The sequence below is a fragment of the Stenotrophomonas sp. 1L-E-5-B-C3 genome, assembly GCF_057292075.1.
Genome location: NZ_JBXAWS010000008.1, coordinates 215,657 through 241,050 on the forward strand (window position 1 = coordinate 215,657; position 25,394 = coordinate 241,050).

General features: G+C 67.7%; 20 protein-coding genes. 15 read left to right on the forward strand and 5 right to left on the reverse strand.

Annotated features, from left to right (window positions below):
- Positions 1 to 2 precede the first annotated feature (2 nt).
- From AC0Z6F_RS12855 to tkt, 7 genes are all read left to right on the forward strand, one after another.
- A complete protein-coding gene (locus tag AC0Z6F_RS12855; protein WP_065723814.1) occupies positions 3 to 932 on the forward strand; it encodes a DUF58 domain-containing protein in 930 nt (309 codons plus the stop codon).
- Positions 929 to 1,378: a DUF4381 family protein gene (locus AC0Z6F_RS12860; protein ID WP_012511972.1), complete on the forward strand. Its 450-nt coding sequence runs from the start codon at positions 929 to 931 to the stop codon at positions 1,376 to 1,378. Before AC0Z6F_RS12855 ends, AC0Z6F_RS12860 begins: the two co-directional genes overlap by 4 nt.
- Positions 1,375 to 2,379 (forward strand): vWA domain-containing protein, encoded by a 1,005-nt coding sequence (locus AC0Z6F_RS12865; protein ID WP_012511971.1) that lies wholly within the window; start codon positions 1,375 to 1,377, stop codon positions 2,377 to 2,379. Before AC0Z6F_RS12860 ends, AC0Z6F_RS12865 begins: the two co-directional genes overlap by 4 nt.
- Positions 2,376 to 4,214, forward strand: a complete 1,839-nt coding sequence (locus tag AC0Z6F_RS12870) for a tetratricopeptide repeat protein (protein ID WP_100435173.1) — start codon at positions 2,376 to 2,378, stop codon at positions 4,212 to 4,214. Before AC0Z6F_RS12865 ends, AC0Z6F_RS12870 begins: the two co-directional genes overlap by 4 nt.
- Positions 4,211 to 5,926 carry a BatD family protein gene (locus tag AC0Z6F_RS12875; protein ID WP_485616967.1) on the forward strand — a complete coding sequence of 572 codons (1,716 nt, stop codon included), beginning with the start codon at positions 4,211 to 4,213 and terminating at the stop codon, positions 5,924 to 5,926. The genes AC0Z6F_RS12870 and AC0Z6F_RS12875 overlap by 4 nt, the downstream gene beginning before the upstream one ends.
- Before the next feature lie 57 nt (positions 5,927 to 5,983).
- Positions 5,984 to 7,303 (forward strand): dicarboxylate/amino acid:cation symporter, encoded by a 1,320-nt coding sequence (locus AC0Z6F_RS12880; protein WP_032127858.1) that lies wholly within the window; start codon positions 5,984 to 5,986, stop codon positions 7,301 to 7,303.
- Between the two features lie 215 nt (positions 7,304 to 7,518).
- Positions 7,519 to 9,516 carry a transketolase gene (tkt, locus tag AC0Z6F_RS12885; RefSeq protein ID WP_049461813.1) on the forward strand — a complete coding sequence of 666 codons (1,998 nt, stop codon included), beginning with the start codon at positions 7,519 to 7,521 and terminating at the stop codon, positions 9,514 to 9,516.
- 125 nt (positions 9,517 to 9,641) lie between these two features.
- Here tkt and AC0Z6F_RS12890 read toward each other — a convergent pair whose 3' ends face one another.
- Positions 9,642 to 11,594, reverse strand: coding sequence for an acetyl-CoA hydrolase/transferase C-terminal domain-containing protein (locus AC0Z6F_RS12890; protein WP_125894123.1), 1,953 nt, complete (start codon positions 11,592 to 11,594; stop codon positions 9,642 to 9,644).
- A 34-nt stretch (positions 11,595 to 11,628) separates the two neighbouring features.
- On the reverse strand, positions 11,629 to 12,186 hold the full coding sequence (locus AC0Z6F_RS12895) for a flavin reductase family protein (protein WP_154264289.1): 558 nt from the start codon (positions 12,184 to 12,186) through the stop codon (positions 11,629 to 11,631).
- Between the two features lie 118 nt (positions 12,187 to 12,304).
- Between AC0Z6F_RS12895 and AC0Z6F_RS12900 the strand changes: the two genes are divergently transcribed.
- Genes AC0Z6F_RS12900 through AC0Z6F_RS12910 form a run of 3 tightly spaced genes read left to right on the forward strand, consistent with a single transcriptional unit; the run spans position 12,305 to position 14,464 of the window.
- Positions 12,305 to 12,670, forward strand: coding sequence for a BlaI/MecI/CopY family transcriptional regulator (locus AC0Z6F_RS12900; protein WP_010484077.1), 366 nt, complete (start codon positions 12,305 to 12,307; stop codon positions 12,668 to 12,670).
- Positions 12,663 to 13,904 (forward strand): M56 family metallopeptidase, encoded by a 1,242-nt coding sequence (locus AC0Z6F_RS12905; RefSeq protein WP_485616968.1) that lies wholly within the window; start codon positions 12,663 to 12,665, stop codon positions 13,902 to 13,904. Before AC0Z6F_RS12900 ends, AC0Z6F_RS12905 begins: the two co-directional genes overlap by 8 nt.
- Entirely contained in the window at positions 13,901 to 14,464 is a 564-nt protein-coding gene (locus AC0Z6F_RS12910) for a hypothetical protein (protein WP_006388711.1), read from the forward strand. The genes AC0Z6F_RS12905 and AC0Z6F_RS12910 overlap by 4 nt, the downstream gene beginning before the upstream one ends.
- Before the next feature lie 57 nt (positions 14,465 to 14,521).
- Here AC0Z6F_RS12910 and AC0Z6F_RS12915 read toward each other — a convergent pair whose 3' ends face one another.
- From AC0Z6F_RS12915 to AC0Z6F_RS12925, 3 genes are all read right to left on the reverse strand, one after another.
- Positions 14,522 to 15,322 carry an MBL fold metallo-hydrolase gene (locus AC0Z6F_RS12915; RefSeq protein WP_006388709.1) on the reverse strand — a complete coding sequence of 267 codons (801 nt, stop codon included), beginning with the start codon at positions 15,320 to 15,322 and terminating at the stop codon, positions 14,522 to 14,524.
- An 11-nt stretch (positions 15,323 to 15,333) separates the two neighbouring features.
- Complete coding sequence (locus AC0Z6F_RS12920) at positions 15,334 to 16,152, reverse strand: S1/P1 nuclease (protein WP_100435166.1); 819 nt, start codon at positions 16,150 to 16,152, stop codon at positions 15,334 to 15,336.
- A 565-nt stretch (positions 16,153 to 16,717) separates the two neighbouring features.
- A complete protein-coding gene (locus AC0Z6F_RS12925) occupies positions 16,718 to 17,347 on the reverse strand; it encodes an OmpW/AlkL family protein (RefSeq protein WP_100435165.1) in 630 nt (209 codons plus the stop codon).
- A 193-nt stretch (positions 17,348 to 17,540) separates the two neighbouring features.
- Here AC0Z6F_RS12925 and gap point away from each other — a divergent pair, with 193 nt between their 5' ends.
- The 5 genes from gap (at position 17,541) to AC0Z6F_RS12950 (ending at position 25,270) form a co-directional block, all read left to right on the forward strand.
- The gene (gene gap / locus AC0Z6F_RS12930) at positions 17,541 to 18,545 is read left to right on the forward strand and encodes a type I glyceraldehyde-3-phosphate dehydrogenase (RefSeq protein ID WP_046984264.1); all 1,005 of its coding nucleotides are present in this window, start codon (positions 17,541 to 17,543) and stop codon (positions 18,543 to 18,545) included.
- Positions 18,546 to 18,670: 125 nt separating this feature from the next.
- Positions 18,671 to 21,346, forward strand: coding sequence for a DUF2339 domain-containing protein (locus AC0Z6F_RS12935; RefSeq protein WP_100435164.1), 2,676 nt, complete (start codon positions 18,671 to 18,673; stop codon positions 21,344 to 21,346).
- A complete protein-coding gene (locus AC0Z6F_RS12940; protein WP_012511961.1) occupies positions 21,343 to 22,719 on the forward strand; it encodes a DUF3999 domain-containing protein in 1,377 nt (458 codons plus the stop codon). Before AC0Z6F_RS12935 ends, AC0Z6F_RS12940 begins: the two co-directional genes overlap by 4 nt.
- Positions 22,720 to 23,444: 725 nt before the next feature.
- Entirely contained in the window at positions 23,445 to 24,620 is a 1,176-nt protein-coding gene (locus AC0Z6F_RS12945) for a phosphoglycerate kinase (RefSeq protein ID WP_012511960.1), read from the forward strand.
- Positions 24,617 to 25,270, forward strand: a complete 654-nt coding sequence (locus AC0Z6F_RS12950; RefSeq protein WP_485616971.1) for an HAD-IA family hydrolase — start codon at positions 24,617 to 24,619, stop codon at positions 25,268 to 25,270. The genes AC0Z6F_RS12945 and AC0Z6F_RS12950 overlap by 4 nt, the downstream gene beginning before the upstream one ends.
- Positions 25,271 to 25,394: the final 124 nt, after the last annotated feature.

Consider the following 25,394-nt stretch of genomic DNA (forward strand, 5'->3'; position numbering starts at 1 on the left):
GCATGACCGATCGATCCCTGGAACACGTACCCAGCGTCAGTGACGGTGACGGGCTGCGCCCACAGCTGGCCGAACTGGTGGCACTGCGGCGGCTGGCGCAGCGTCCGCCACCGCCGCGCCGTGGCCGTGCCGGCAATGCCGGGCAGGCGCCGTCGCCGCTGCGTGGGCGCGGCATGGAATATGCCGAGTCGCGCGAGTACGTGGCCGGCGACGATGCACGCCATATCGACTGGCGGGTGACCGCACGGACCGGTCGTGCCCATACCAAGTTGTTCCAGGCCGAGCGCGAGCGGGTCAGCCTGATCGTGGCCGATACTTCACCGTCGCTGTACTTCGGCACCCGCGTGCGCTTCAAGTCGGTGCAGGCCGCACGCGCCGGCGCCGTCGCCGCGTGGTCGGCGCAGCGCCGTGGCGATCGCATCGGCGCCTTGCGTGGCAGCGACCGTGAACCACCGATTGCCCCCGCAGGCGGTCCGCGCGGCGTGCTGCGCGTGCTCGACGCACTGACCCGCTGGTATGCGCAGCCGCCTGCCGATGATCTGGGCCTGGAGCGCGCGCTGGACCACGCCGGCCGCGTGCTGCGCCCGGGTGCGCGCATGCTGGTGCTGGCCGATCCGCAGCAGGCCATCCGCATTCCGCCGGCACGCTGGAGCGCGCTGGCCCAGCATCACGACCTCAGCCTGGTGCTGCTGGTCGATCCGCTGGAACTGCAGCCGCCGTCGGCCGCGCTGCAGTTCCAGACCCTGCAGCAGCGCATTGGCCTCGACCTGCGCCGCAGCGAGGTGCAGGCCCATTGGCAGGCGCATTTCGTTGAACCGCTGCAGGAGCTGCGGCGTCAGCTCGGTGCGCGCCGTGTCGACGTGCAGGTGCTGTCCACCGACGCGCCCAGCGATGCCTGGCTGGCACCGTCGCCGACCGAGGTGCCGGCATGAGCGCCAACCTGCCGCTGCGTGATGTGCAGCTGCCGCCGCCACCATCCTGGTGGCCGCCGGCACCGGGCTACCTGATGATCGGTGGCGTGTTGCTGCTGGTGCTGCTGGTGGTGGCTGTGCTGTGGTGGCGCCGCCGCCGTCGTCACCAGCGCTGGTTGCAGCTGTTCGACCAGGAGTTGGCTGCCAGCCACGACGCCGTTGCGGAACTGGCGGCCATTGCGGGACTGCTGCGTCGTGCCGCCCGCCATGCGCGTCCGGGCAGCGAGTCGCTGCGCGATGAGGCCTGGTGGCAGCGCGTGGATCCGCAGGGCACATTGCCGGAAGCACGCCGTAGCCTGTTGGCCGAAGGTGCCTATCGCCCACGCGTGGACGTCAACGAGGTGGCCGCAGTACGCCGCTGGGCGCGCGAGCGCTACCTGGCGCTGCTGCTGGAGCGCCGCCGATGAACGTGCTGGCGAGTTACTGGCCGTGGCCGGACCTGCAGCTGGCATGGCCGCTGGCCCTGCTGGCGCTGCCGCTGCCGTTGTTGATGCATTGGTGGAAACGCCGTGCCGATCCGGGCGCTGCGCTGCGCGTGCCGTATGCGGCCACCGAACTGGAAGCGCTGGCCGGTGGCGGCCGCGTCGATGTGTCGTGGCTGCGCACGCTGCTGCTGTGGCTGGGCTGGTGCGCGCTGTGCGTGGCGCTGGCGCGTCCGCAGCAATTGGGTGAGGCGATCACGCCGCCGCAGGAAGGCCGGCAGATGATGCTGGCGATGGACGTGTCCGGCAGCATGGGCGAGGGCGACATGGTGCTGGGCGGGCAGGCGGTTGATCGCCTCACCGCAGCCAAGGCCGTGCTGGCCGATTTTCTTGATCGTCGTGCCGGGGATCGCATCGGCCTGCTGGTGTTCGGTGACCGTGCTTACACGCTGACGCCACTGACCGCCGACCTGGCCAGCGTGCGCGATCAGCTGCGCGACAGCGTGGTCGGCCTGGCCGGCCGCGAGACGGCCATTGGCGATGCCATCGGCCTGGCGGTGAAGCGGCTGCGCAGCCAACCCGAGGGCCAGCGCGTGCTGATCCTGCTGACCGATGGCGTGAGCAATGCCGGCGTGCTGGAACCGTTGCGTGCGGCCGAGGTGGCGCGCGCCGAAGGCGTACGCATCCACACCGTGGCCTTTGGCGGTGACGGCAGCATGCGCCTGTTTGGTATTCCGATCTCTGCCGACCAGGACCCGGTCGACGAAGCGACGTTGAAGAAGATCGCCACCATGACCGGCGGCCAGTTCTTCCGCGCACGTGACACCGCACAGCTGGCCGGCATCTATGCCGAGCTGGACCGGCTGGAGCCGATCGCGGCGAAGGGTCCGAGCCTGCGCCCGCGCGAGGAACGCTACGCATGGGCGCTGGGGCTGGCCTTGTTGCTGGGCGCATTGGCCTGGCTGTGGCCGGAGCGTCGCCGATGATCGCGTTGGTTTCGAATCTTCCCGACTGGAACGCGCTGCACTTCCTGCGCCCGGAATGGCTGTGGGCGTTGCTGGCGCTGCCGCTGATCATCGCGGTGGCGTTGTACCGGCAGCGGCGCAGCGATGTGTGGCGGCAGGCGGTGGATGCGCACCTGCTGCCGCATCTGCTGGCGGCTGGCACGCGCCGTCGTGCGCGCCTGCCGTGGGCGCTGCTGCTGGGCTGGACGCTGGCATCGCTGGCGATGGCCGGGCCAAGCTGGCGCCAGCAGGCGCAACCGATGTTCCAGGCCAGCGCACCGTTGCTGGTGGTGCTGGACCTGTCCAGCCGGATCACCGCCACCGACCTGCCGCCCTCGCGCCTGCTGCAGGTGCGTGCAAAGGTAGGTGAGCTGCTGCGCGCGCGCCAGGGCGGGCAGGTCGGTCTGGTGGTGTACGCCGACGATGCCTACACCGTCGCGCCGCTGACCGATGACGGCAGCAATGTCGCGCTGTATCTGGATGCGCTGTCACCTGAAGTGATGCCGCGCGACGGCCAGCGCGCCGACCGTGGCATCGACTGGGCGACCCGGCTGATGCGGCAGATCGGTGCATTGCGCGGGCAGATCCTGCTGGTGACCGACCAGGCCGACGGCGAAGCCGGATTGGCCGCAGCACAGGCACGCAGCCTGGGCCTGCAGGTGTCGGTGCTGGGGCTGGGTACGCCAGCCGGTGCGGCCTATCGCGATGGCAGCGGGCAGATCCGCCAGGCCGCACTGGATGAAGCCAGCCTGCGCGCGGTGGCCACGGCCGGCGGCGGACGCTATGCGCGCATTGCCGCCGATGACAGCGATCTGCGTGCGTTGGGCGTGCTCGATGTGCGTGAGGGCACGACGGCGGAGCGACCGGGCGAGGGCAGGCAATGGCGCGATGAAGGTTTCTGGCTGCTGCCGCCCCTGATGCTGCTGGCGCTGTTGGCGTTCCGTCGCCGCGCATTGCTGGCTGCCGTACTGGCAGTGGGCCTGCTGCCATGGATGGGCGAGGTGCAGGCGCAGGCGCCGTCGGCCGCTGCGCCGCAGCCGGTGCAGGGCACACTGTGGAAGCGCAGCGACCAGCTGCAGCATCAGCGCCTGGCCGACGGCGTGCAGGCATACCGCAATGGCGACTTCGCCAGTGCGCGCAAGCAGTTCGAGGGCATCGACAACGATGCCGGTTGGTACAACCTGGCCAACGCACTGGCACGCCAGGGCAACTACGACGAAGCCATTGCTGCCTACGATCGCGCATTGGCGCTGCATCCGGGCATGGCCGACGCGGTGGCCAACCGTGCGGTGGTCGATGCCGCGCGCAAGCGCAAGTCATCCGGTGGCCAGGGCCAGGATCAGCAGAAGCCGCCGCAGAACGGGCAGCAGAAACAACCGCAGAATGGTCAGGGCCAGCAGAATCCGCAGGGCCAGCAGCCGCAGCAGGGCCAGAAGGATTCCGGCCAGGGCCAGCCGCAGTCTGGCCAGCAGGGCCAGCCCAAGCCGGGCGACGACAAAACGCAGTCGAACCCGCAGCCCGGCGAGCGTGGCCGCGACGGCCAGCAGGCACCACCACAGGTGGAAGACGCCAAGGCGCAGGCGCAGGCCGATGAACAGCAGCGCCAGCGCATGCAGCAGGCGATGCAGCAGGCGCGCGAGGGTCAGGCCGACAAGGACGGCAAGCCGGTACCAGGCAGCGATGGCGCCACGCCACGCCAACGCGAGGAGCAGCAGGCGGTGGAGGCGTGGATGCGACGCGTGCCGGATGATCCGGGCGCATTGCTGCGGGCCAAGTTCCAGCTGGAAAACGAACGCAGGAAGAGGGAAGGGCGATGACGCGGGCGATCAACATGCACGGGCACTGGCCCCGACAGGTACTGGCGGCGCTGCTGCTGTGGCTGCCGCTGCTGGCCTGGGCGCAGCCGCGTGCGTGGCTGGACCGCGACCGCATCGCGATGGGCGACACGGTCACGCTCAATGTCGAGAGCGACCAGGGCGCCCCTGACTTCACACCGTTGCGCACCGACTTCGACCTCAGCGGGCAGACCAGCAGCCGCCAGGTAGCGTGGAGCAATGGCAGCATGCAGCAGCGCAATCTGTATGGCGTGGCACTCACGCCACGGCGTAGCGGTGCACTGGTGGTGCCGGGCCTGCAGGTGGGCAGCGTACGTACCGCACCGTTGACCCTGCAGGTGGATGCCGCTGCCGTGGCAGGTCCCGACAGCAATGCGGTGGCGTTCATCGAAACCGCTGTCGATGACGAGACACCGTATGTGCAGCAGAGCGTAGGCGTGGTGGTGCGGTTGTATTTCGCTTCGCAGCTGGCCTCCGGCGAACTGGTGCTGGATACACCGGCCGGCGCGTCGTTGCAGCGGGTGGGCGATGACCGCACCGATGTGCGACAGGTCAGCGGCCGCCGCTACAACGTGGTCGAGCGGCGCTTCCTGCTGATCCCCGAGCGCAGCGGTGCACTTCGGCTGGCCGGTGCGCGCTTCAGCGGGCGCAGTGCCGGTGGCTTCTTCGACGATTTCTTCGGCGGCGGCGACGGGCGCATGAATGCCACCGGCGCCGATCGCACGTTGCAGGTGCAGGCGCAACCGGCACAGGCGCCGCAGCCATGGCTGCCGCTGCAGGGCCTGCAGCTGCGCTACACCAGTGCACCGACCAGCGCCCGTACCGGCGAGGCGGCCAACGTGGTGGTGGAGGCGATTGCCGAAGGCGCTACCCGCGCGCAGTTCACCGATCTGCCGGTGCCCGACGTCGGCAACGCGGCGCAGGTGTTCGCAGAACCTGCGCAGTACGAAGAGACCTTCAATGGCAGTACGCCGCGGCTGAAGATCACCCGCCGCTATTCCATCGTGCCGCGCCAGCCGGGTTCGCTGGTGGTGCCGGGGCCGCGCCTGCCGTGGTGGGACGTGCGCAATGGCAAGGCACAGGAAGCGAAGCTGCCGGACCTGACGCTGGCCGTGGTGGCCGGTAACGGGGCTGGCAGTGCGCCACCTGCACCGCTGCCGCCGATCGACACCGATGCGGCGCTGCCGGATGGCGATGGCCAGGACAGCCGTATCGCGGCGACCGATCCCCGCGCCAGTGGTTTGTCCGAGCGGCCATGGCCGTGGATGGGCGCCGCCATCGGCCTGGCGTTGCTGTGGCTGCTGACGCTGTTGTGGGGCTGGCAGCGAGGCCGTCGCCCGCGCGTGGCGGCGCCCGTGGCGGCCAAGGGCGCTGTGCCGGCTGTGGCGACTGGACGTGCCGGCGTGGCCGAACTGCGCCGCGCGCTGGATGGTGAAGGGTTTGATCAGGTGGAAGCGCAGCTGTGTGCGATGGCCGGTGTCGAACGTATCGAGCAGGTCATCGACCGCCTGGCTGACCCCGGACAGCGACAGGTGCTGCAGGAACTGCAGCAGGCCCGATGGGGCGGTCAGGGTGATCTTGCGCCGCTGCGCACGCGCCTGCGCGAGGTCTTCCGTGACGGACCGCACTGGTCGGCGGCAGCAAAGACCGCTGACACTGGCCTGGCGCCGCTGTATCCGCCGCGGCGAACCTGAACCGGCGCCGCTTGCGCGCTTTGTTAGAGTGCATTCATTTTTCGAGGAAACCCGCGCATGACAGCAGCTGCTGCCGACAAGAAGAAGTTGCCCCTGCATTGGAAGATGGGCATCGGCTTTGCGATCGGCCTGATCCTGGGACTGATCGTGCACGCCCTGGGCGGCAGCGTCGATGGTCTGCAGGCCGGTGCCAAGTGGGTAATGGACTACATCACCACCCCGGCTTCGGGCCTGTTCCTCAACCTGATCTTCATGCTGATCGTGCCGCTGATCTTCTCGGCGCTGATCATGGGTGTGTCGGAGATGGGCGACATCCGCGCCCTTGGCCGCATCGGTTGGAAGACCCTGGCCTATACCGTGCTGCTGTCCGGCATTGCCGTGGGCATCGGGCTGGTGCTGGTGAACCTGCTCAAGCCGGGTGTCGGCGTCGACCCGCAGGTCGCTGCGATGATGCTGTCGGAGAACGCCGAGCGCAGCAAGGAGATTGTCGCGGGCATCCATGGCACGCCGAAGGGCATGGACATGCTGCTGTCGATCGTGCCGAGCAACGTGCTGCAGGCCGCGTCTGACAACGGCGCGATCCTGTCGCTGATGTTCTTCGCGCTGATGTTCGGCATCGGCATGGTGCTGACCGACAACGAGAAGGTCGCGCCGCTGCGCCGCGCCATCGAAGGCGTGTTCGAAATTTCGATGACCCTGATCAACCTGGTCATCCGCCTGGCCCCGTATGCGGTGGCCTGCTTCATGTTCAACCTGGCCGCGCTGTTCGGCTTCGAGCTGATCATCCGCCTCGGCGCCTACGTGGGCGTGGTGGTGCTGGCACTCGGCCTGCACATGGTGGTGAGCTACGGCACGGCCGTATGGCTGTCCGGTCGTTCGCCGCTGTCGTTCTTCCGCGATACCCAGGAAGCGACGGTGATGGCGTTCTCCACCGCCTCCAGCAACGCCACCCTGCCGACCGCGCTGCGCGTGGCCGACCAGATGGGCCTGCCGCAGCGCGTGTCGCGCTTCGTGCTGACCGTGGGCGCCACCGCCAACCAGAACGGCACCGCGCTGTTCGAGGGCGTGACGGTGATCTTCCTGGCCCAGTTCTTCGGCGTGGACCTGAGCATCGGCCAGCAGATCATGGTGATGGCGGTCTGCATCCTCGGTGGCATCGGCACGGCCGGCGTGCCGTCAGGCTCGCTGCCGGTGGTGGCGATGATCTGCGCGATGGTGGGGGTGAACCCGTTGGGCATCGGCCTGATCCTGGGCGTGAACCACTTCCTGGACATGTGCCGTACCGCGCTGAACGTGACCGGCGACCTGGCCCTGACCACCCTGGTGGCCAAGGGCGAATCGCACGACGGCCCGGCGCTGGGCCCGCAGCAGGACTGAGTCCAACGCCACTGCTGGCGACCTGATCGGGGTCGGATTCCTCTCCGCAAGGAAAGGGCTCCGACCCCGCTTCACATGCGGAATCCGGGGGAGATGACGACGTTGCCGGCCAGCGGCCGGCACGACCGGGCAAGGTGAACCGACCCCCCGCCCGGCGACTATGGGACAATAGGCCGCCCGCACGTCCGCGGCCGCCTCCCGATTCCGACAGAACCATGACGCAGCCTACCCGTCGCCAGTTGGCCAACGCCATCCGCTTCCTTGCCGCCGATGCGGTTGAAACCGCAAAGTCCGGCCACCCCGGCATGCCCATGGGCATGGCCGACATCGCCGAAGTCCTCTGGAACGACTATCTCCGCCATAACCCGAGCAACCCGCACTGGTTCAACCGCGACCGTTTCGTGCTGTCCAACGGCCACGGTTCGATGCTGCAGTACGCGCTGCTGCACCTGAGCGGTTACGACCTGCCGATCGAGCAGCTGAAGCTGTTCCGCCAGCTGGGCAGCCACACCGCCGGCCACCCGGAACGCCACGAGACCCCGGGCGTGGAAACCACCACCGGCCCGCTGGGCCAGGGTTTCGCCAATGCCGTGGGCTTCGCCCTGGCCGAGAAGCTGCTGGCACAGCGCTTCAACCGCCCGGAACTGGAAGTGGTCGACCACCGCACCTGGGTGTTCATGGGCGATGGCTGCCTGATGGAAGGCGTGTCGCATGAAGCCGCTTCGCTGGCCGGTACCTGGGGCCTGCACAAGCTGGTCTGCTTCTGGGACAACAACCACATCTCCATCGACGGCAACGTCGAGGGCTGGTTCACCGACAATACCCCGGAGCGTTTCGAGGCCTATGGCTGGAACGTCGTGCGCGATGTCGATGGCCACGACCCGGAAAGCATCAAGGCCGGCATCGAGGCCGCGCTGTCGCAGAGCGACAAGCCGACCCTGATCTGCTGCCGCACCACCATTGGTTTCGGTTCGCCGAACAAGGCGGGCAAGGAATCCAGCCACGGCGCTCCGCTGGGCAAGGACGAGCTGGAAGCCACCCGCAAGCAGCTGGGCTGGGAATACGGTCCGTTCGAGATCCCGCAGGCGATCTACGACGGCTGGCGCGCCAATGGCGCTGGCACCCTGCGCCAGGCCGAGTGGGAACAGCTGTTCGACAAGTACGCCAGCCAGTACCCGGCTGAAGCGTCCGAGCTGACCCGCCGTTCGCACGGCGAGCTGCCGGCCGACTTCGTTGCCAAGGCCGATGCCTACATCGCCCAGGTGGCCGCTGAAGGCCCGACGATCGCTTCGCGCAAGGCCTCGCAGCTGGCCATCGAAGCCTACGCCCCGCTGCTGCCGGAAATCGTCGGTGGCTCGGCCGACCTGGCGCACTCCAACCTGACCCTGTGGAAGGGCAGCAAGTCGGTTGCCAGCGACGACGCCAACGCCAACTACGTGTACTACGGCGTGCGCGAGTTCGGCATGACCGCCATTGCCAACGGCCTGGCCCTGCACGGCGGCTTCATTCCGTTCGACGCCACCTTCCTGGTGTTCAGCGATTACGCCCGCAACGGCGTGCGCATGAGCGCGCTGATCCCGGCGCACGCCATCCACGTCTACACCCACGACTCGATCGGCCTGGGCGAAGACGGCCCGACCCACCAGCCGGTGGAGCACCTGGCTTCGCTGCGTTACATCCCGAACAACGACGTGTGGCGTCCGTGCGATGCGGTCGAGTCGGCGGTGAGCTGGAAGGCTGCGATCACCCGTCAGGATGGTCCGAGCTGCCTGGTGTTCAGCCGCCAGAACCTGCCGCACCAGCCGCGCGACGCCGAGCAGATCGCCCAGATCGAGCGCGGTGGCTACGTGCTGGCCGATGCCGCCGGTACCCCGGACGTGATCCTGATCGCCACCGGTTCGGAAGTTTCGCTGGCGACCGAAGCCAAGGCCCAGCTGGACGCGGCTGGCCTCAAGACCCGCGTGGTCTCGATGCCGTCCACCGACGTGTTCCTGCGCCAGGATGCGGCCTACCGTGAATCGGTACTGCCGAACGCCGTGCGCAAGCGCGTTGCGGTGGAAGCCGGCGTCACCGGTTTCTGGCGCCAGTTCGTCGGCCTGGACGGTGCGGTGATCGGCATCGACACCTTCGGTGCCTCGGCCCCCGCCGACCAGCTGTACAAGCACTTCGGCATCACCACCGCCCACGTGGTGGAAGCGGCCAAGGCGCTGTAAGCAGCCTCGCGAAGCAGGAAGGGAAAGGCCGGCGCACGCCGGCCTTTTCTTTGCTCGAGAGAAAAGGGGACGGAGGGGATCAAGTCGTTTGTGCACAAGCGACTTGATCCCCTCCGTCCCCTTTTTCAGGCGGTGCGTGCCAGTGCGAGGCGCAGCAGTCGCGCGTCCAAGCGTTCGGCGAAATCCTTCGGTGCCTGCAGGCCCATGCGCTGCAGGTACACCGCATCGCCGTCGCCAGCCGGTTGCCGCAGCGCTGCCCAGACGGTACGCAGCTTGTCGCCGCGGGTCTGCGTGTTGGCCTTCAGCCAGCCCAGCGCTTTCACCAGCACCTGCTCGATCTCGTTGAAGTCGCTGCCCAACGGATAGTCGGGCAGGCTGCCATCGACGCGGAACGGTGCCAGTGCCGCGGACAGTGCCTGCGGCGTGTTGCGCTGCTGGCGCTCCGGATCCGGTTGCGTGGCCGCCAGCAGCTTGCGCGAGGCGTGTGCCTGCTGCAGCAGGCCGCCCTGGAACGGGGCCTCGGTGATTGCAGTCATCGCATGCACGCAGTCCTCGTCGGTCAGGCCGCGCAGGTCGGCGATGCCGTATTCGTTGAGGTAGATGTCGCGCAGGTGGCGTGGGATGGTGGTGTGCCCGTAGTTCCAGCGCACGTTGGATTCGCGCTGGCCCTTGTCATCTCGCGCGGCGCGGAACATCAGCACGCTGCGCGCTTCCGGCAGCGCATGTGCCATCGCCACGAAGTTGTACTGGCCACCCACGCCGGACACCACACGTCCATCATCCAGCGCATCCGACACCGCCGCGCCCAGCGCGGTGGCCATCATGCAGGAGTTGAAGAAGCGCGCGTGGCGGCGCTGCAGGCGTTCCAGCGTCTCATTGCCGCCGTAGAGCTGGTTGATCTCGCTGATGCGGCGCATGCCGATCGCACGGCATTCGTCTTCCGGCAGCGTGCGCAACCACTCGTAGAACTCCGGCGAGCCCAGGTAGAAGGCGCCATGCAGGTACTCGCCTTCGGCAGCCAGGGTGGCGTGGTCGATGGACAGGGTGCTGCCGTTCTCGATGCGCTGCATCAGCGCCAGATCGTCGTGCACCTTGCGCTTGATCACGCCGGTCTGTACCAGCCGGCGGAAGCCCTCGTTGAGCATTTCGCTGCAGCCGTACAGGCCCACTTCGAACGGGTCCACGCCGCCGATCTCCTGAACCAGCGGGTGGCTGGCCAGCTGTGGATCCAGCGCGTGCAGCACGCGGCGGTAGCGGGCGTTGTCGGTGTGGCGCAGCACCAGCGCATGGCTGAGTGCATCAGCCAGCGTGCCGATGCCGATCTGCAGGGTGCCACCGTCGCGCACCAGCGTGCTGGCATACAGGCCGATCGCGTAGTCGGCATCGCCGACCGGCTGCCGCGGCAGGCCGAACAACGCCGGGTACGGTGGTGGCGGGGTGATCACCAGATCGAAGAACGACACATCGACCGTGGCCGAGCCGCCCAGATAGGGCAGCTGCGGGTCGATCTCGGCGATCAGCAGCGGGCGAGGCAGCCCGCGCGCGGTCATCGCATCCAGCGTGTCCTGGGTGATGTCGTTGTTGCACGACAGCGAGAGCCGGCGGTCGTTCGGCCGCATCGCCACCTTCTGCACGATCACCTGCGGCGCGCGCTGCGCCACCGCATCGGCGGCGTGGGTGTAGTTCAGGCTGGTATAGCTGGACTGCGCCTGCCGCGAGCCGAGCAGGGCGCCGGACTGCATGTAGAACTCTTCCACCTGCACATGTGCCGGCAACGCGTCGCGCGCGATCGCATCGGCATAGGCCAGGCGCGGGAAATCGTCGCCGAAATGGCGCTGCGCGAACGGCGCCATGAAGCGCGCTTCCAGGCCGTTGCCGCGCGCCTTCGGCGGGTTCAGCGACAGCGCGGTATACAGCTGCAGTGGCCGCGACGGATCGTGCTCGACGCGTGCGTAAAGGGCATTGAGCAGCCGATGCGGCTTGCCCAGTGCCAGCGGTGCCCCGATCCGCAGCGGCCCGTCCACGCGCGCGAACAACCAATCGACGGCGGCGTCCAGGTCGGTGAGGTGTTCGGTCATGCGCGGTGGTCCTGCGTGTGGGGGAGTGCGGGCATTACAGCATGTCGGGCTTGAACCGCCGTCGACGCGAGACTTCGGCGCCAGACACCATGAACTGCCCATCGCCCCGGTAATGCATCGTGCGCGGTAGTTTCGGCCGGGGCGCAACATGGGCGCGCACGATTTCCCAGATGAACAGGTTGTTCGACGCCACCTGGCTGTCGTCGTACAAGCGGCATTCGAAGCACGAATGGCATTGGCCGACCAGCGGCGCGCCGACCTCGCGCGCGGGCAGCGCATCAAGCTCGAAACGGGCGAACTTGTCGACCTCGCGGCCGCTGCAGTTGCCGATGTCCACCACGGTATCGAGCAGTTCCACACCCGGCACATTGATCACGCACTCGCCGCTGCCACGCGCCAGCGCATGGCTGTGGTTTGCGTCCCACAGGTAGGTGGCGACCAGCGAAGGCGAGAAGCCCATCACCATGTGCCAGCCCATCGTCATCAGGTTGCGCTGGCCGCGCCAGGCGGTGCTGACCAGCACGATCGGCCCGGGTTCGAGAAAGCGGCGGGCCTGCTCGACCGGGAATTCCTTCTTGGGCAGCGCTTTCATCCGGGGCCTGGGGCGGGAGGAATCGATGCTGGCGCAGCCGGGATGAACCTGGAGTCGAGGGGCTTGACAGACGATTCGATTACGCGCGTAATCGGGTTATCGATTACGGATGTAAACCATGACCCCGATCAGCGAAGCCGAAGCCGTTGTGATGGAGGTGCTATGGCAGCAGGCACCGCGTAGCGCCGATGACGTGGTCGCCGCACTGGCGCACCGTGACTGGGCCGAGCCGACCATCAAGACCCTGCTCAACCGCCTGCTGACCAAGGGCGCGATTGCTGCCGAGCGCGATGGCCGGCGCTACCTGTACCGGCCGCTGCTGCAGCGGCAGGCCTGGGTGGAGGCGCAGAGCCAGGACTTCATTGGTCGTGTCTTCGAAGGGCGCGTTGCGCCGTTGGTTGCGCACTTCAGCGAACGTGGCCAGTTGAGTGCGCAGGACATCGCCGAACTGAAGAAACTGATCCAGGAGCTGGACCATGACTGAGCTGCTCGATGGGCTGTGGCAGGCCAGCCTGTGGCTGGCGGTGGGCGTGGTCGTGCTGGCGGTGCTGCGGCCGCTGCTGGTGCGATTGGGGGGCGCTGGTCTGGCCTACCGCAGCTGGTGGTTGCTGCCGTTGCTGCTGCTGGCACTGATGCTGCCGTTGCCGCAGGTGGCACTTCTGGAGCATGTGCCGACGCTGCCGCTGAAAGTGGTACCCGGCGCCGTCGAAGGCATGGCAGGGCAGTCGTTGCCGTGGGCCGGGCTGTTGCTGCTGGCATGGATGCTGGGGGCGGTCCTTTGTCTGCTACGCGATCTACGTGCGCAGCGGCGCTTTGAACGTGGCATGGGCCAACTGTGTGCACGCGCCGATGGCAGCTGGCAGGCCAGCGCCGACCCGGGCCTGCCCGCGCTGGTCGGCCTGTGGCGTCCGCGCATCGTGGTAGGCCCGGACTTCGACCAGCAGTTCACCGCACAGGAGCAGGGCCTGATCCTGCAGCACGAGCGCAGCCACCGTCGCAATGGCGATCACTGGGCCAATGGGGCGCTGCTGATGGCACGCGCGGTGTTCTGGTTCCATCCGCTTCTGCCGTGGGCCGCCCGCCGATTCCTGCGTGACCAGGAGCTGGCCTGCGATGCCCGCACCATTGCCCCGCAGCCTGCGCTGCGCGGTCTCTACGCCAGCACGCTGCTGAAGGCGCAGCTGGTCCATCCGGTTGCGCCCGCGGTCTGCCATTGGCGCAGCCAACCCGTGTTGAAGGAGCGTATCGCCATGTTGAAGCAATCCAAGCGGAAGGCATTGCCGTGGGTGTCGGGGCAGGTGCTGGTGGTCGGGTTGTGCCTGGGAATGGGAGCGGTGGCGTGGGCCAGCCAGGGTGGCGCGACGGGCGTGCCGTCGATCAGCGTCGAGCCGTTCGAACATGCTGAAGAAGATGCGGCCAAGGCGGGGCTGGACCGTCCGATCCAGGTCGACAAGATGCCGCCACCGTCCTATCCGAAGTCCGCCATCGAACAGCGCCAGGTGGGCGTGGTGAACCTGCGCGTGGACGTGGATGCCAAAGGCCATCCGACTGACGTCCAGGTACTCAGCGCAACCAATCCGGGTGTGTTCGATGCGGTGTCGATCGCCGCCGCGCGGAGCTGGACCTATCGTCCGGCGATGAAGAACGGAAAGCCGGTTGCAGGGGCTGTGAAGATTCCGATCACCTATGCCATGGACAACACCGAGGACTCCCAGTGAAGTCCGTGCCGCTGTTGATGATGGCGGCGCTGTTGGCAGGGTGCGCGACCCAGGATCGCCTGACCACCGTTGATACCCGCAGCGAGAATGTCGGCCATCAGCGCCTGCAGCCGCAGACCGGTGGCGGCAGTGGGCAGCTGCAGACCTACTCGCTGGGCGCGAGCGAGGGCTACCGGATGCCGCAGTTGTACGCGGCACCGGACCCGGAAGTGGGCGATCGTGACCCGCGCGCGGAACTGGCGCCCACCACCATCTGCCTGCAGGTGGTGGTCGATGCCAATGGCGCAGTCGAGCGCAGCCTGCCCTTGACTGATCGCTCCGGGTGCGCGGCAGGTGCCGCACGCGAGAATGCGCCCCTTCTGCAGGCCGCACAGGAAGCGGTGGCCATGTGGAAGTACTCGTCCGCAGCGGTCTGCCACTTTGCGGCTGGCAAGGTGCCTGCCGACCGCGGCGACTGTCGCGGCGCCGAGCGCATCGAGCCGGTGGCGGTCACCCTGCAGTACGCCTTTACCTTTGAGATCGTGAAGGGCCAGCACGTGGTGCGCACGCAGGGAAAATGACCGCTTGCGATGACCGGGGTAGCGCCGGGCCATGCCCGGCGAGCGCAGCGGCGTGGATCAGGCCCCGCCCTGGATGTTGGCCTTCACCGCGGGCTGCATCAGCTTGGGTTCTTCCAGCGTCGCATCGCGTGCTTGGCGCACGCTGACGAATTCCGCCTCGGCCACGCCGTCATGCACGTGGATGTTGTGTGCGCGCTGTTCGCCGATGGTGGTTTCGTTGGCGAATGCACGACCACCCGGACCGTAGTCGTGGCAGACGAACACGCGGGTCGCATCGGGCAGCGCCAGCAGGCGCTGGATTGAACGGTACAGCTGCGCGGCATCGCCACCCGGGAAATCGCAGCGGGCGGTACCGCCGTCGGGCATGAACAGCGAGTCACCGGTGAACAGCGCATCGTCGATCAGGTAGGCGATGCTGTCGCTGGTATGGCCGGGCACGGCGATCACCTGGCAGCGCAGTTCGCCAAGAGCGAAGGTTTCGCCATCGCCGAACAGGTGATCGAAGATTTCATCCGCCGCAGGAAGCTGCAGGCCGTAGCGCGGCGCGAAGGTGGCCTGCACCGCACGGATGCCTTCGCCGATGGCCAGCGTGGCCTGCGGGAAGCGTTGCTTGAGCCGGCGCCCACCCGATACGTGGTCGGCGTGAGCGTGTGTCTCCAGCAGCCAGCGCAGCTGCAGGCCCTGTTGTTCGATGGCCTGCAACGCGGCATGCAGCGGCGCTTCACTGCTGGCGTCGGTATCCGGGTCGTAGTCCAGGACCGGGTCGATCAGCGCCGCTTCGCCGCTGGCCGGATCACTGACCAGATAGCTGAAGGTATTGCTGTCACGGTGGAAGAACGACTGCACCTGGACTGACATTGGAACGCTCCTCAGCGCGTGCCCAGCACGCGGTTCAGCAACTGCGCCAGGTTCTCACCGGCCAGTCGCAGCTGCGCTTCGGCCAGCGGCCGGTAGCGCTCGGTGTATTCATCACCGATTTTACGCGTGGCCGGATAAACGCCAGCTTGCATGGAAATGCGGCAGCTGGCCTCGGCCCACGTCTGCGGGTCACGCTGCGGGTTGGACTGGCGCGCCAGCTTCGGCGCGCGCTGGCCCTGCAGCAGCGGCAGATAGCCGGCGTCGTCCAGCTTGCGGGTGTTGAGCATGCCGCTGTCCCACAGCGAGTGCAGGTTGGTACCGCGGTTGCCGAACTGAAGCTGGAAGTCGTTGCCGCCCTTGTCGTGGGCGTAACCGGCGTGCATCGGCTGGTGGATGTCGCCGACCAGGTGCACGACGAACTTCAGCGCCTGCAGGCGCTCGCCGTCGGTCAGGCTGCGGTCGCCGAGGATGGCGCTCTGTGCCTTCAGGGCCTCGACGATGCAGTTGCCGTTCTTGCAGTGCTTCGGTGCTTCGTAGTGGCAGTTGTCTTCGGCGATGTTGACGTAGTGCCAGCCGGCCGAGCGACGGCCCAGGCCCGGGTCTTTGGCGCGCAGCTGGTCGGCCCACGGTGCGATGCTGGCCAGGGTGGCATCCGGTTCGGTGGCCAGCAGGCGGTCCACTTCGGCGCGGGCGGCGGGGTTGAGGCGGGCGTCGGCGACTTCGGCGACCAGACGGTGGCCTTGCGCGCCCCAGGCATGGGCGGGGGCGGAGACGGACAGCAGGGCCGGCGCCAGGGCGGCGGCGAGGAAGAAGGAGTGCAGGGCTTTCATGCGCACATTCTAGCGGGGTAGGTGGATTGAAGAGCGGCGCGTTCCTGTTCCGAAGTGGGAGCGCAGCGGGAGGGGCGGCGGGACACGCCGTAAACCCATCCATGGGGGCTCGATGGCGCCATCCATGGCACCAACGGTCCCGCCGCCCCTCCCGCTGCGCTCCCCTCCAAACATGGCCGCGGAGGCGGATGCAAACGTCAAAGGCAACATCAAAAACAAATGCAGGATCAAAATCGGCCTCCTGCAATTACAGGCAACCACTACGCCTCGGATGTTCAGGTTCTGCTTCTGCTCTTGCCTTTGCTTGAGCTGGCACGCGCGCGCAGATGGGAAGGGTGGAGAGGGTGGGGTGATCGGGACCGTTCGCCGCATGGATGCGGCGATCGAGCCTACAGGGACGTATTTACGGCGTGTCCCGATCACCCCACCCTCTCCGCCCAATTCCAGATGCCGGTGCTTTTCGCGCAAACAAAAAAAGCCCCGGCAATCACCGGGGCAACATGCTGCGAGGGTTTTGCGTGTAGCGGGGGAGCGGGGGCGAAGCCCCCGCGCTCAACACACCGCTTTAGAACTTGAAGACGTACGAAGCGCCGTAGACCAGCGGATCGATGTTGACCGTGCCGATCTTCTCGCCGTTCAACTTCACCTTGCTGTCGATGTCGATCCAGCGCATGTCCACGCGCAGCGCGCCCTTCTCGCCGATCGCGAAGTCCACGCCCGCATGCGCGGCCAGGCCCCACGAATCCTGCAGCTTCAGGCGGCTGTCCTTCAGCGCACCGGTGGTGTCTTCGCTGAAGAAGGTCGTGTAGTTCACGCCCGCACCGATGAACGGCGACACCTTGCCCTTGCTGTTGAAGTGGTACTGCAGGGTCACCACCGGCGGCAGCTGCTTGGTGCTGCCCACGCGGCCGAGCCCGTTGATGTTGATGTCGTGCTTGAACGGCAGCGCGGCCAGCACTTCGATGCCCAGATTGTCGGCGATGAAGTATTCACCGGTAATGGTCGGCTTGACGTCGTTGTCGACATCGACCTTCAGGGTGCCGTTGGCCAGCCAGCCGTTGTTCGACTTCGGTGCCACCTGATGGATACCGGCCGAAACGGTCCAGTCGCCCTTGGACTGGGCCATGGCCGGGGCGGCGGCGAGGGACAGGGCGGCGGCCAGGCTGGCCACGATCAGGGGGGAGGTCTTGCGCATGGGGGTGATCTCGTTGCTGGGTGGATGCGGCCAGTCTCGGCCTCACGTCGCGCTAACGCTTTGATCCGGATCAAATCCTGTCCGCCAGCCCGCTGCCGGCAGGGGCTGGCCCACGGTGGCCATGCCCGGTTTGCTAGACTTGTGGGCCCTATCCATCCCGCCGCACCCGACGCGGCCGCAGGAGCTTGAGAACATGGCAATCAAGGTTGGTATCAACGGTTTCGGTCGCATCGGGCGTAACGTCCTGCGCTCGGCGGTGCTGAACTTCGGCGACGACATCGAAATCGTGGCCATCAACGATCTGCTGGAGCCGGATTACCTGGCCTACATGCTCAAGTACGACTCCGTGCACGGCCGCTTCAAGGCCGATGTGGCGGTGCAGGGCAACGACCTGCTGGTCAACGGCAAGAAGATCCGCCTGACCCAGGAACGCGACCCGGCCAACCTGAAGTGGAACGACGTGGACGTGGACGTGGTGATCGAGTCCACCGGGCTGTTCCTGACCAAGGAAACCGCTCAGAAGCACATCGACGCGGGCGCGAAGAAGGTGATCATGTCGGCGCCGTCGAAGGACGACACCCCGATGTTCGTCTACGGTGTGAACGACAAGACCTACGCCGGCCAGGCGATCGTCTCCAACGCCTCGTGCACCACCAACTGCCTGGCGCCGCTGGCCAAGGTCATCAATGACAAGTGGGGCATCAAGCGCGGCCTGATGACCACCGTGCATGCGGCCACCGCCACCCAGAAGACCGTCGATGGCCCGTCCAACAAGGACTGGCGCGGCGGCCGCGGCATCCTGGAGAACATCATTCCGTCGTCCACCGGTGCGGCCAAGGCCGTCGGCGTGGTCATCCCGGAACTGAACAAGAAGCTGACCGGCATGAGCTTCCGCGTCCCGACCTCGGACGTGTCGGTGGTCGATCTGACCGTCGAGCTGGAAAAGGAAGCCACCTACGCCGAGATCTGCGCTGAAGTGAAGGCACAGAGCGAAGGCCCGCTGAAGGGCATCCTGGGCTACACCGAAGACAAGGTCGTGGCCACCGATTTCCGCGGCGAAACCTGCACCTCGGTGTTCGACGCCGAGGCCGGTATCGCCCTGGACGGCACTTTCGTCAAGCTGGTGACCTGGTACGACAACGAGTGGGGCTACTCGAACAAGTGCCTGGAGATGGCCAAGGTCGTCGCCGCCAAGTAAGGCCAGCAAAGATCGCACGCGGACCCCGGCCTGGCCGGGGTTCGTCGTTTATGGGGCCGGCACTGTCGTAGCATGGGCCGGTCGACCGCTGCCGCTGGGGCGCGGGATCGCAATGGAAGCACGCAATGGAAGCATTGATAGCCCTGGTCGTACTGGTCCTGCTGGCCATTCCGCTGCTGCTGGTGGTGGCGCTGGTGATGATTGCCGGCCTGCGCCGTCGCGTCGCCGCGCTGGAGAGCGCCCTGGACGGCGCGCCGGCCCCCCGCGCAGCGGCCTCAACCACCACCGAGGCCGCGCCTGCACGGCCTGCCGCCGCGGCTTCCACCAGTGCCGATCCGCCGTTCCTGCGGCCGGTGCTGGCCACCCCGCCGCTGCCACCACCGCCGCCGCTGCGCGAACAGGCCTCGGCCGAAGTGCCCGCGCCGCGACCGCTCACGCCGCCTCCGGTGCCACCGTCACCGGTACAGCCGCCGTTGCCGGCCGAGCCGGTGCTGCCGAATTTCATCGAGCGTGGCGTCGGTGCGGTCAAACGCTGGTTCACCGAAGGCAACGTGCCGGTCAAGATCGGCATGCTGGTGCTGCTGGCCGGTGTCGCCGCGCTGCTGAAGTACGTCAGCGACCAGGGGTGGCTGGTGCTGCCGATCGAACTGCGCCTGGCCGGCGTCACCGTGGGTGCACTGGGCCTGCTGGCCTTCGGCTGGCACCAGCGCGAACGTCGGCGCCTGTTTGCGCTGGCCCTGCAGGGCGGTGCCATCGGCGTGCTGCTGCTGACCATCTTCGCCGCGTTCAAACGCTTTGAACTGCTCAACCCAGGCTTTGCCTTTGCCAGTTCGATCGCACTGGTGGCCGGGCTGTGCGTGCTGGCGGTGGTACAGAACTCGCGCACGCTGGCGGTGCTGGGCATCCTCGCCGGCTTCATGGCGCCGTTGTGGCTGTCCACGGGCAGCGGCAACCACGTGGGGTTGTTCAGCTATTACGCGGTGCTCAACGCAGGCATCTTCGCCATCGCCTGGTTCCGCCCATGGCGTGCGCTGAACCTGCTCGGCTTCGCCTTCACTTTTGGCATCGGTACCTTCTGGGGCGTGCTGCAGTACGCGCCTGAGAAGTTCAGCAGCACCGAGCCGTTCCTGTTGCTGTTCTTCGCCTTCTATCTGTTGATCCCGCTGCTGTATGCACGCCGTCAGCCGGCGGGTCGGCGCGATCTGGTCGACGGTAGCCTGGTGTTCGGCACGCCGCTGGTCGCGTTCTCGCTGCAGGCCGGCATGCTGCATGAGCAGCCGATGACGCTGGCACTGTGTGCACTGGGCCTGGCTGCGATCTACGCGGTGCTGGCGCGGGCGCTGATCGCGCGTGCGTCGTACACCGTGCTGGCGCAGTCGCATGCGGTGCTGGCGGTGGGCTTCGCCACGCTGGCGGTGCCGTTGGCGCTGTCGGCGCGTGCAACCGGTGCGGTGTTCGCACTGGAAGGTGCCGGCCTGGCCTGGCTGGGGCTGCGCCAGAAGCGCTGGCTGCCGCAGGTGTCCGGTGCATTGCTGCAGATGGGTGCCGCGTTCGCCTTCGTTGCCGGTGGCGATCACTGGCATGAGGACCTGCGTTTCCTGCTCAACCCGACGGCGATTGGTGCGCTGCTGCTGGCCGTGGCCGGCTTCGCGTCGGCGTGGAGCTACCAGCGCAGGGAGCGTCACGAGATCGCGCTGGTCTACTACCTGTGGGGACTGCTGTGGTGGCTGGGTGGCCTGGTGCACGAGATCACCCGGTTCTTCCCCTACCGCATCGAAGTGGATGCACTGCTGGTGCTGGCCGCGGTTACCGCATGGTTGGCCGCGGAAATGCAGCGTCGCCAGCCGGCGCGCGCGCTGGGCGTGACTGCACTGGCGATGCTGGCGCTGGGCTTCCCGCTGGCGCTGATGCAGAGCGATGCGCACCAGCAACCGTTCGCCGGCTACGGTGCGCTGGCCTGGGCGGTGTTCGCGGTACTGGGTGTGCGCACGCTGCTGTGCCTGCGCCAGGGCGGCGACACCGTGGCACGCATCGCGCAGTTCCTGTGGTGGCTGCTGTGGCCGTCGCTGCTTTCGCTGCTGGCCCTGTGGGGCGGTGGCGAGGCCAACTTGGCGCAGGGCTGGACGACCCTGCTGGTCACGCTGCCGTGGCTGCTGATGGCGGCGCTGTCGCTGTGGCGCTGGAACGTCCTGCGCTGGCCGCTGGGCGTGGCCTTCGACAGCGTGCGCCTGCCGCTGCAGTGCGTGCTGTTCGGCCTGCTGTCGATCGGCTGGTTGTTCGGCCAGCTGCTGCCGGGTGATGCCGCGCCACTGCTGTGGCTGCCGGTATTGAACCCGGCCGAGATCGGGCAGTGGCTGAGCCTGCTGCTGCTGGCGCGCTGGCTGTACAGCGATCAGGCGCCGCAGGCACTGCTGAAGGTCCGCCTGCCCGTGCTGGCGCTGGCGGCCTTCATTGCGCTGACCAGCCTGGTGCTGCATGGCGTGCACCAGTGGGGCGGCCTCTCCTGGAGTGCCTCGATGATGCGCTTCAGCCTGGCCCAGACCAGCTTGACCGTGCTGTGGAGCGTGCTTGGCGTGATCGCCTGGGTATGGGGCTCGCGTCGCGGCCAGCGCGTGTTGTGGATGGTGGGCGCCGTGCTGATGGGCGTGGTGCTGGCCAAGCTGGTACTCATCGATCGCCAGCACCTGGGCAACCTGCTCGGCATCGCATCGTTCATCGCCTACGGCCTGCTGTGCACGGTCGTGGGGTATCTGGCACCGGCACCGCCCAGCGCGGCGCCGTCCGTGGAGGAAAAACAATGAGGAAGTGGAGCAGGGCGCTGCTGCCGGTGATGTTCGGCATGCTGGCCGCCGTCGCGGCACAGGCCGCCGAGTACCGCACCCAGTACGCCGAACAATGGCCGTTGACGTTGTCCAGTGTGCAGTCCGGCGCGTATCGCGTCGTGCTGGAACCGGCGATCTACCGCCGTGCCGGTGCCGCCGACCTGGGCGATCTGCAGGTGTTCAACGCGGCGGGCCAATCGCTGCCATCGGCGCTGCTGGCACCGGACCAGCCGTTGGCACAGCCGCCGGTGCAGCGCGAGCTGCCATGGTTCGTGCTGCCGCCGCTGGCCGAAGCGCAGCGCAATGACCTGCAGCTGCTGACCGAACGCGATACCGACGGCCGCGTGCGCCGGGTTGAAGCGCGTGTGGGCGGCGGCGCGGTGACGAACGGGCAGGGCGGTTGGCTGATCGACGCCAGCGTGCTTGGCCAGCAGCCGTTGGCAGCGCTGGTGCTGGACTGGGCCGACAGCGGCCAGCCGCTGCAGGCACAGGTGCAGCTGGACGCCAGCGACGATCTGCAGAACTGGCGCCCGATCGCGCGGGACGTGCCGCTGGTGGACCTGCAGCGCGCCGGCAAGCGCCTGTTGCAGCGCCGGCTGCAGGTGGACAGCAGCGCACGCTACGTACGCGTACTGGCACAGGGCGAGGCACGCCTGCCGACCCTGCGCAGCGTGCTGGCCGAGCTGCCGCCGGCACCGGCCACGCTGCCGTGGGAATGGCTGTCGCTGGAGCCGACGTCGAAGGGCAAGGGCGAGTACACCTTCGAGCTGGACGGCCGCTTCCCGGTGGCGCGCGCCGACGTGGCCAGCACCGACAACAGCCTGGTGCAGTGGACGTTGTTCAGCCGCGATGACGAGAGCGCGGAATGGCAGCGCCGCAGCGCACCGTGGATTGCCTACCAGCTGCAGCAGGGCGCCCAGGGCCAGCGCCAGCAGTCTGCCGCGCAACCGCTGGGCGGCATCCACCGCGACCGTTACTGGAAGCTGGTGGCGAACCCGGCGGAAACGGCGACGGCGCCGACCCTGCGCCTGGGCTATCAGCCGGAAGTGCTGGTGTTCCTGAGCCAGGGCGCGGCACCGTATGCGCTGGCGGTAGGCAGTTCGACCGCACGCCGGGCGGAGGCACCGGTGGGGGTGCTGATCGAGGAACTGCGGCAGCGCAATGACCCCTCCTGGCAGCCGACGCTGGCGCGCCTGGAAGGCAGCCCGGAACCGCTGGCCGGCGACGCGGCGCTGAAGCCGCAGCGCGATTGGAAGGCGTGGTTGCTGTGGGCATTGTTGGGGTTGGGAGTGCTGGTGGTGGGTGGCCTGGCGGTCAGCCTGCTTCGGCAGAAGCCTGCGCCTTCGGCGTAGGTTCCGGCGAACGGCGCAGCCCCTCGTGGGTGGGCGGTTGGTCGCGTAGAGCGAAAAGCCGCGCTTGGCCGGGCGGGTGGGCTGGGCAGGGGACGCCGTGAATCCGTCCCTGGAGGCTTAGCCGCGCCATCCATGGCGCGGATACCCCTGCCCAGCCCACCCGCCCGACCTCTGACAGTTTCCGTGTGCGTCCACCCATGGAAGAGAAAAAAGAAGAGCAAAAGCAAAGCAGCTTGGCTGCGCGCTTCTTGTAGAGTCGAGCCGACGCTCGGCTGCTGTTCGCGATAGATCCAGCCGAGCCCACGCTCGGCTCCACAGAACAATGATGCCATCGGGGTCAGATCCGTTTTCCGCAGGAAAACGGATCTGACCCCTTCATTTTCCAACCGACATCAGAAACCGCTTCTGCTTTTGCCATCCGCTCCGCCACATGAACCTGTCGAGGCCGGGGTGGTGTGGGCTGGCAGGGGTGTGAGCGGCATGGATGCCGCGACCAAGCCCCCATGGATGGGTTTACGGCGTCCCCTGCCAGCCCACACCACCCCGGCCCATCCACAGCACCACGAAGCGCCAGCGCTTTGGCTTCGGCCGTTGCTGTTGCTGTTGCCGTTGCTGTCGCCCTGCGCTTCTGCCTGCCGCAGGCATCGGCCCTCCCACCACCCGCACCCGATACAATGGCCGTCTGCCGTAGCCCGGCATCCCGTCCCTGAGCCAAAGAGTTGCCCATGTCCATCGTCCGCATGACCGACCTCGACCTCTCCGGCAAGCGCGTGCTGATCCGCCAGGATCTGAACGTGCCGATCGAGAATGGCCGCATCACCTCCGAACAGCGCATCACCGCTTCGCTGCCGACGCTCAAGCGCGCGCTGGAGCAGGGCGCGGCGGTGATGGTCACCTCGCACCTGGGGCGCCCGAAGGAAGGCGTGTGGAGCGAAGCCGATTCGCTGGCGCCGGTGGCCCAGCGCCTGTCCGAGCTGCTCGGCCGCGAGGTTCCGCTGGTGCGCGACTGGGTCGACGGCGTCGACGTGCAGCCGGGGCAGCTGGTGCTGCTGGAAAACTGCCGCATGAATGTCGGCGAGGGCAAGGACGATGAAGCCCTGTCGAAGAAGTACGCCGCGCTGTGCGACGTGTTCGTGATGGATGCCTTCGGTACTGCGCACCGCGCCCAGGCCTCCACCCACGGCGTCATCCGCTTCGCACCGGTCGCGGCCGGTGGCCCGCTGCTGATGGCCGAGCTGGATGCGCTGGCCCAGGCGCTGGATGCCCCGGCCAAGCCGCTGCTGGCGATCGTCGCCGGCAGCAAGGTCAGCACCAAGCTGGAACTGCTTGCCAGCCTGGTTGGCAAGGTCGACCAGCTGATCGTCGGTGGCGGCATCGCCAATACCTTCATCGCCGCCGCGGGCTACAACGTCGGCAAGTCGCTGTATGAGCCGGACCTGCTGGACACCGCGAAGAAGATCGTCGCCGATGCCAAGGCCCGTGGCGCGGACATCCCGCTGCCGGTCGACGTGGTCACCGCCAAGCAGTTCCTGCCCGATGCCGTGGCTGAAGTGAAGGCGGTCGATGCCGTCGCCGAAGACGACCTGATCCTGGACATCGGCCCGCAGACCGCCGCGCAGTACGCGCAGCTGATCGAAAACGCCGGCACCGTGGTCTGGAACGGTCCGGTCGGCGTGTTCGAGTTCGAGGCCTTCAGCAAGGGCACCGAAGCGCTGGCGCGCGCCATCGCCAGCTCCAACGCGTTCTCCATCGCCGGCGGTGGCGACACCCTGGCTGCGGTCGACAAGTTCGATATCGCCGCGCAGGTCAGCTACATCTCCACCGGCGGTGGTGCGTTCCTGGAGTTCCTGGAAGGCAAGACCCTGCCGGCCGTGGCCGCACTCGACGCGCGCGGCGCATGAATGCCGACCACGGCAGGGATGTGCTGTTCTTCGACCTCGACGGTACGCTGATCGATTCGCAGGTCGGCATTACCGCGTGCATCGCCTATGCACTGCAGAAGATGGACCATCCGGTACCGCCGCAGGAGACGCTGCTGGGCTGGATCGGTCCGTCGTTGCGGACCACCTTCGCGCCGCTGTTCGTCGAACCGGCGCGGGTGGAACAGGCCGTCGGCTACTACCGTGAACGTTTCGATGCCGAAGGCTGGCGCGAGCACACGGTGTATCCGCAGGTGGAAGACACGCTGCGCACGCTGCACGGTCGTGGTCACCGCCTCGCGGTGGTCACCGCCAAGAACGAGCCGCATGCGCGCCGCATCCTTGCCCACCTGCCGTTCGGCGGGCTGTTCGAGGAGATCGTCGGCTCGACCCTGGATGGCTCGCGCAGCCACAAGCCGGAACTGGTCGGTGAAGCGCTGCGCCGGCTGCAGGTGCAGCCGGCGCACTGCTGGATGATCGGCGACCGCCGCATGGACATCGAAGGCGCGCGTCACCACGGCCTGCGCAGCATCGGTGTGCTGTGGGGCTTCGGTGGCGAGCAGGAGCTGACCGAGGCCGGCGCCGGGCAACTGGCACGCGAACCGGCGCAGCTGGAAACGCTGCTGGCGTGATGCACCTTTGATCGGTAGCGACGGGACACGCCCAGAAGCTTTTCCCCACCCCCCCCCGGCACCGGCCAGAACTCCCCCCACCCCCCCCCCACGTATCTCCCGACAACGTCCATTCTACTACCCA